Here is a 7619-nt window from a genome sequence, read left to right on the forward strand (position 1 = left end):
GCCCTACTCTTCATTCTCTTTTTTTGCATCGAAGCTTAGTTTCAAAAATTGACCTAGGTCAAACATTGTTCGATGTAACCTTCTACACTGAAATTAAAGAACTTTATCGCGTGATATCAAACATTTAATTAGCAAAGAATAATTGAAACCTTGGGGGCTGATATGAACAGTACATTTATCGTAAACTTTATCGGAAAAGCATCACCAGCAACAATCAAACAGCTTGCTGCGGTTACTCACGAAAACGACGGCAAATGGCTCATCAGTAAAGTGAACTTTATTGAAGACCAAGTCGCAGGCGTACTAAAGGTTCAACTTCCAGCCATCAACGAATCGATTGTAAAAGAAGCGTTCAGCGCCAATCCAGATCTCATCGTGCAGTTTGTCGATTCCGATCATACACACAATGTTCAAGACACGGTCCATCACTTGAGACTCGACTCTAACGACCGAGCAGGTATCGTCAACGAAGTGACTCATGTATTGGATAGACAAGGAATCAGTATTCTCGATATGGATTGTCACCGCGTCTTTATCGCTGGTGGCGGCGGTGTTAGCTCAAGTCTATTCACATCAAAAATCGCCGTTAAGCTGCCAATCGAAGTACAGATCGACGACGTAGTTAATGAACTCGAAACGCTCAGTGAAGATACTCGTGTGATGATTGAAAGCTAAATAAACAAAATTAAAGAACAAAAAAGAGCAGCTCATTAGCTGCTCTTTGTATTGCTCTGAACTTGTGATTCAGTTACTTAACTGACCATTGTGATAATGAGCGTTTGAAGTCTTCATAGCCGAATTCATTTAGCTTCTGAACTTCACCACTGCTACGTTCACAGTAGATTGAAGGCATTTTAAGGCCATTGAACCAGTTCAATTTCACCATTGTGTAACCCGCGCTGTCTAACAGATGCAGCTTTTGACCAATCTTAAGTGGCTCATCAAAGCTCGCTTCGCAGAACTGATCGCCCGCAAGACATGAACACGAACCAATCACGTAGTCATGGCTGCCTGTTTCTGATGCTTCCAATACTGATGCGGGCTCATTGTAGATAAGCGTGTCAAGGCGGTGCGCCTCAGTCGCTGAATCCACAATCGCTGTTTTCTTCACGTTCTCAACAATATCGACCACTGTCACAACTAGGTCGGTTGTTTTAGTGATGATCGCTTCACCCGGCTCAAGATACATCTGCACACCGTGCTTTTCAGAGAAGGCTTTCAGCGCAAGACCGAGTTTTTCGATGTCATAGCCAGGCCATGTGAAGAACACACCTCCGCCCATGCTCACCCAGTCCAACTTATCTAAGTGCTCACCAAACTGTTCTGAGATTGAATCAAGCAGGCCGATAAACGCATCGACGTCTTTGTTCTCACAGTTCATGTGGAACATCACACCATTAATCTCATCGAAAATTTCTGGTTTGATGTGGTCAGCTTGCACGCCCAAACGCGAGAATTGACGTGCTGGATTCGCCAAGTCTTGCCCTGCGTAGCTCACGCCCGGATTCAGACGTAAACCCAGTGAAGCTTTACCTTCAACAATATGACGGTAAGCAGCAAGTTGGCTTTGAGAGTTGAAGATCATCTTGTCGCAGATGTCAGCAACCTCTCTCACGTCATCTTCACTGTAGCCCACACTGTAAGCATGAGTTTCACCGCCAAAAGTTTCGTGACCTAATTTCACTTCATAAGGGCCAGAACTAGTAGTACCGTCTAGGTACGGTTTGATGATGTCAAACACGCCCCAAGTCGAGAAGCACTTAAGCGCAAGTACCAATTTCACACCTGAAATCTCTTTCAGTTGCTTGGCTTTTTCTAAGTTCGCAATCAACTTGTCTTCGTTGATCATGAAATATGGGGTTTTTAGTTCTTCTTTCTTAAACGTCATTTTTGTAAACACTCAAGCAGCATCTATAGATGGAAAGGTAAATTAACAATTTTGGTGTGATTTATTTTGATTTTGTCCTGTCCGAGCGCAGTGAGTTACAAAATCAAAATAAATGATACCAAAGCTTCAAGGCTATCATCATCGAAAAGGGAACAATCCATGTCCCCTTTAATTAGCAATCAAAACAAGAAATCAGTTCTTATTTTTTCAGCTCATGAATCACTGGAAGACCTTGGCCTGCTTCAAGCTCTTGAACATGCCAATCTAGACCAATTTCCGGCATAGTTGCTAGGAACGGATCTGGATTTAGCTGTTCCATGTTGAACACGCCTTTATCAGCCCATTCGCCACGGAAGAACTGAAGTGCAGCGGTAATCGCTGGAACACCAGTTGTGTAAGAGATCGCTTGGTGCTCTACGTCTTCGTAAGCCACTTCGTGGTCTGCGTTATTGTAGATGAATACGCTACGCTCTTTACCATCTTTCTTACCTTGAACCCAAGTACCGATACACGTTAAACCAGTGTAACCCGGAGCTAGAGATGTTGGATCCGGTAGTAGTGCTTTAAGAACATGCAGAGGCTGAACCACAGTACCATCGTGCAGTGTTAGCGGATCTGGGCTAAGAAGACCGATATCACGCATGCAGTTGAAGTAGTTCAAGTATGCATCACCAAAGCCCATCCAAAATTCGATACGCTTAGCTGGGATGAACTCTTTCATTGAACGAACTTCATCGTGCGCCATTGAGTAAACTTTGTGAGAACCACAGTTCGGGAATTCAAACTCAAGCATACGAGAGTGACAAGGTACTTGTTTCCACTCTTCATTTTCCCAGTAGAAAGAATCGCCTTGGATCTCAAGCATGTTGGTTTCTGGGTCAAAGTTTGTCGCAAACTTCTTGCCGTGGTCACCAGCATTCACATCCATTACATCAATTGAGTCAATCTCATCGAACAAGTGCTTAACCGCGTATGCAGCAAAGATTGATACCACACCAGGATCGAAACCAGCACCAAGAATACCTGTGATGCCTGCTTCAGCGAACTTCTCACGGTAGCCCCACTGCCAGTCGTAAGCTTGTGGTACTTGTTGACCTTCAGAACATAGGTCAACCGCAACCGATGTATCTAGGTAAGAGACTTTAGTTTGGTAACACGCTTCCATGATCGCCATGTTTACCCAAGGAGGACCAGCGTTGATCACTAGATCCGGCTGAACTTCTTTAATCAAAGCAACAAGCGCATCAACATCATCAGCGTCTACTGAACGTGCTTCTAGTTTCTTAGTTGAATCTTTAAGGTTGTTTTTACCTTTAATCGATTCGATGATTTTTTCACACTTCGCGATTGTGCGAGAAGCGATTGTGATATCACCCAGTACTTCGTTATTTTGTGCTGCTTTATGTGCAACAACCCAACCAACGCCGCCTGCACCAATTTGTAGAATAGCCATAGTATTAATTACCCTTGTTGTTCTGCTAGCTCAGTGGCTAGAGTTTGAATTTTGTTAATTAGAGATTTGAAATCTGATGTCTTTAGGCACGGATTCAAGATAGTGAATTTAAGCGCACTCTTACCATCCACGACCGTTTCACCGAGTACTGCAACACCACGAGTCAGCGCTTCCAGTCTTAGCGTTTGATTCAATTTGTCTAAATCTAGCTCGCCGTTTGCTGACGGCTTAGATCGGAACAGCACTGTTGATAGTGACGGCTCTGCGAGTAGCTCTAAGTCAGCTTGGTTTTGAATCAGGTCTGCCACTTCTAGCGTTTGCTCAAGAAGATGGTCGTACATATCACCCAACTGCTTTGGTCCAACGCTTTGCATCGTCATGAAGACTTTCAATGCATCGAAACGCTTGGTGGTCGCAATAGACTTATCGACAAGATTTGGCAGCTCATCGTGCTCGCGATTCAAGTAGTCTGCGTGATGCAGTAGGAACTTAAAGTTCGCTTTGTCTTTCAGCAACACAGCACCACAGCTGATTGTTTGGAAGAACAACTTGTGGAAATCAACGCTCACTGAATCCGCTTTCTCGATGCCTTTCAGGCGAGCTTTATGGCTACTCAAGATAAGCGCGCCACCGTAAGCACTGTCGACATGGAACCAAAGGCCTTGTTGGCTTGCGAGGTCTGCAATCGCATCAAGGTCGTCGATAGCACCGTGATCGGTTGTACCCGCCGTACCGACAACAGCAAAAGGAATCAACCCTTGTGCTTTAAGCGCTTTCACTTCTGCATCTAACAAATCAGGCTTGATAGTGCCGTTTGCATTGGTGTCAACACAGCACACTGCCGCTTCGCCTAGCCCTAGTAGAGAGGCTGACTTTTGAACCGTGAAGTGAGATTTCTTTGAACATAAGATACGCAGCTTGCTCGCGTATTCTGGTAAGCCAAGCTTTTGGATTGAGTGACCATTGTGCTTATCCGCAACCCAGTCTCTCGCAAGCAATAAACCCATTAGGTTACTTTGCGTGCCACCGCTAGTGAAAACACCGTCAGCTTGTGCGCCAAGTTGGTATTTGTCACACATCCAATCCACGACGCGCTGCTCAACATAAGTCGCAGCCGATGCTTGGTCCCATGAATCCATTGATTGATTCAATGCCGCGATAATCGATTCCGCTGCTACCGAAGCCATAAGAGGAGGAGTGTGAAGGTGTGCAATGCAATCTGGGTGTTGCACGAAGATGGAGTTTGCAGCGACAAGGTCTGCAGTACTATCTACAACATCAACCAAAGCGTGTTGATTGTTATCAAGGTCGACAGCATTGATAGCTGCTTCTAGCACTTTTGGATCTAAACCCGAATAAGGGGTTTCAACCTGTTCAAAAACCGCTTTCATCGCTTGAGTGGTTTGGTTCATCACGTTAGCAAATTCGTCGCTACCGCCTAAACCTGTATGGATGAAATGCTTGTTCCATTCTTGGTTTGCTTGTTCGCTTGAAGCTGGGTCTTGTTGTAAGCCACCACCAGCTGCGATGATCGCTTCTTCCATTACGCGGAGTGCAAAGTCAATCTGCTCAAAAGAGATAATCATTGGCGGAAGGAAACGAATTACCGAGCCATCACGACCACCCTTTTCAACCATCAAGCCACGCTCTAACGCTGCTCGTTGAATCGCTAGGGTTAGTTCGCCGTCTGATTGTGGTTCGCCAAACTTGTTAAGCTCACCATTTGGTTGTTTGATCTCAGCACCGAGCATCAGGCCTTTACCACGAACTTCAGCAATACAGCTAACGCGTGATTGAATCTTCTCAAGCCCGTGACGTAAATATTGGCCTGCGATGTTCGCGTGCTCAACTAAGCCATCTCGTTCGATGATCTCCAACGCCTTAGCGCCAGAGACCATTGCTAATTGGTTACCACGGAATGTACCGGTGTGCTCACCCGCTTTCCATGTATCAATGCTCTTATCGAACACAAGCAGCGACATAGGCAGTCCGCCACCAATCGCTTTAGATAAACATAAGATATCTGGATTAACACCAGACTCTTCAAACGCAAATCGATGGCCAGTTTTGCCCACACCACACTGAATCTCATCAAAAATCAGTAGGATGCCGTGCTCATCACAGATGCGACGTAGGCCTTGTAACCAAGATGCTGGAGCAGGAATCACACCGCCCTCACCTTGCACAGGCTCAACGATCATCGCCGCCGGTTTCATGATGCCAGACTCGTCATCATTCAACATACGTTCGATGTAACGAATGCTCGCGTTAGCACCCGCTTCACCACCAATACCAAACGGGCAGCGTAGGTTGTATGGGAAAGGCATGAAGTGCACATCAGACATCAAGCCGCTACGACGCTCTTTAGTGCCGAGGTTACCCATCATACCCATGGTGCCGTTCGTCATACCATGGTAAGCACCACGGAAAGCAAACATGGTGTTGCGACCTGTGGTTTGCTTGGCTAGCTTGATCGCCGCTTCCACAGCGTCAGCGCCAGATGGGCCACAGAATTGAAGAACCGAGTTATTTGAAAAGTCTTGAGGAAGAAAAGCTTTAACTCGCTTGATAAACGTCTCTTTTGCTTGAGTCGTGATATCAAGTGTTTGGTATGGCAAACCAGAATCGAGTTGGTCTTTAAGTGCTTGGTTAATCTCAGGGTGGTTGTAACCCAGAGAAAGTGTACCTGCACCGGCTAAGCAATCGAGAAAGAGTTGGCCACGAGTATCTTCAACTAAAGTGCCACATGCTCGTTTAATAGCAATAGGCAGGCGTCTTGGGTAAGAGCGAACATCCGACTCATGCTGTTCTTGCTCTAGCAAAATAGCGTCAGGTGTTAGGTCGTACGTTCCCTCTAAGATAGGAACCATAGTTGAAAATGAATTTGCGATAGTATTGATATCGACTTCAAAGGCGGTAGTCATAAAAGTCCCCTTGAATGTGTTCATACTCACCTCCATCAGACGCAATTACCCACCAACTCTCGTTAAATTTGGAGAGAGTTCATAGTGAAGTACACGTATTGTCTAGAAATGAGATATAGCTGTACGCTCGCATAAGTCAAATGACGAATACGAAATTAAGCCGTCTTAAGACAGCGATAAATTGTTAGCGTGAGCTCAAGGTTCAGTAATGCTACTGTTTTGAAGAATTGGACATTTTTGCAGGATCGGGCAGCTATGAGGGGCTGGTCCCTTTGGAAATGCAGAGCTGATTAGCAATGTTGTAATTAGTGTGTTCAATGTTGGGTTTCCCATTAACATGACGAACTGCGCCATAAGTATCCCGTCTATCAGCTAAAGGACTAGCCAATACCTACCCTACGTAATGTCCCAATCAGCAAGAATGGTCACTACGCGTATCCCCCAGAAGCAATCGTTGCTCTTCTTGAACATTTTCATTCCGAGATTGCGCGGGAAAGTAACATAAAGTGAAATGAACGATCAATAGTTTTTAGTAATAGCTTGATAAATAGCAGCGGTGGCTAAGCAATTGCTGTAAATATCGTCACACTATCGTTTGGAAAAGAGATCCCCGGTTCATTCGTTCCTCATACCCGAGGATGACGACGTGGGGTTATAAACGTTGCTAGAGAAGCTTTTAGGTCATGGCGTCACTCCCTAGAGAGAGGTATGAATTCATAGAGAACCCCTTACAACATGTCATTGTATTGCTTTATTCAAGAAACTATCTGATGCAATAGATTAAACTGAAGTTAATCAGCAAGCGGCAAGAGATCCCCGGTTCATTCGTTCCTCACACCCGAGGATGACGACGTGGGTGTACAGGCGGTGTTAGTGATGGCTTTGAGGCTGTGGCGCCTTTCCGTCATTCCTTAGCCTGAAGAATGAGTTCATTGGGAGTCCCTTACAACATGTCGATGTATTGTTTTATTCAGAAACTATCTGATGCAATAGATTAAACTGAAGTTAATCAGCAAGCGGCAAGAGCTCCCCGGTTCGCTCGTTCCTCACGCCCGAGGATGACGACGTGGATTTATAAACGTTACTAGAGAGACTTTGAGGTCATACCGTCTTTCCGTCATTCCCTAGCACGAGGAACGAGTTCATAGGGAATCTCGCTTTTAAAAACTAACTTGATTGCAAAATTTGAAACAGAGATAGAAATGAATGTTGAGTGCGGATTCGAACAAGAAGAGTTCTTAAACGTAAAAGCTAAACGTCAGAAACCAAAAAGCCCGAACATTTCTGTTCGGGCTTCTTAATTTGGAGCGATACATCGGGTTCGAACCGATGACCTCAACCTTGGCAAGGTTGC

The 7619-nt window shown here is 45.2% G+C and carries 4 protein-coding genes; 1 reads left to right on the forward strand and 3 read right to left on the reverse strand.

The genetic code is table 11. The features are described from left to right. Positions 1-162 precede the first annotated feature (162 nt). A complete protein-coding gene (locus AB6E51_RS07375) occupies positions 163-675 on the forward strand; it encodes a glycine cleavage system protein R (protein WP_017061000.1) in 513 nt (170 codons plus the stop codon). Between the two features lie 73 nt (positions 676-748). On the opposite strand, the gene nspC is transcribed toward AB6E51_RS07375, so the two are convergent. From nspC to AB6E51_RS07390, 3 genes are all read right to left on the reverse strand, one after another. After that, the gene (gene nspC, locus AB6E51_RS07380) at positions 749-1888 is read right to left on the reverse strand and encodes a carboxynorspermidine decarboxylase (protein ID WP_017063550.1); all 1140 of its coding nucleotides are present in this window, start codon (positions 1886-1888) and stop codon (positions 749-751) included. A 199-nt stretch (positions 1889-2087) separates the two neighbouring features. Beyond that, positions 2088-3341, reverse strand: coding sequence for a carboxynorspermidine synthase (locus AB6E51_RS07385; protein WP_017069176.1), 1254 nt, complete (start codon positions 3339-3341; stop codon positions 2088-2090). Between the two features lie 8 nt (positions 3342-3349). Then, positions 3350-6289 (reverse strand): pyridoxal phosphate-dependent class III aminotransferase, encoded by a 2940-nt coding sequence (locus AB6E51_RS07390; protein WP_372057999.1) that lies wholly within the window; start codon positions 6287-6289, stop codon positions 3350-3352. Positions 6290-7619 lie beyond the last annotated feature (1330 nt).

The sequence above is a fragment of the Vibrio sp. 10N.247.311.47 genome (assembly GCF_041467535.1).
GTDB classification, from domain to species: domain Bacteria; phylum Pseudomonadota; class Gammaproteobacteria; order Enterobacterales; family Vibrionaceae; genus Vibrio; species Vibrio crassostreae_C.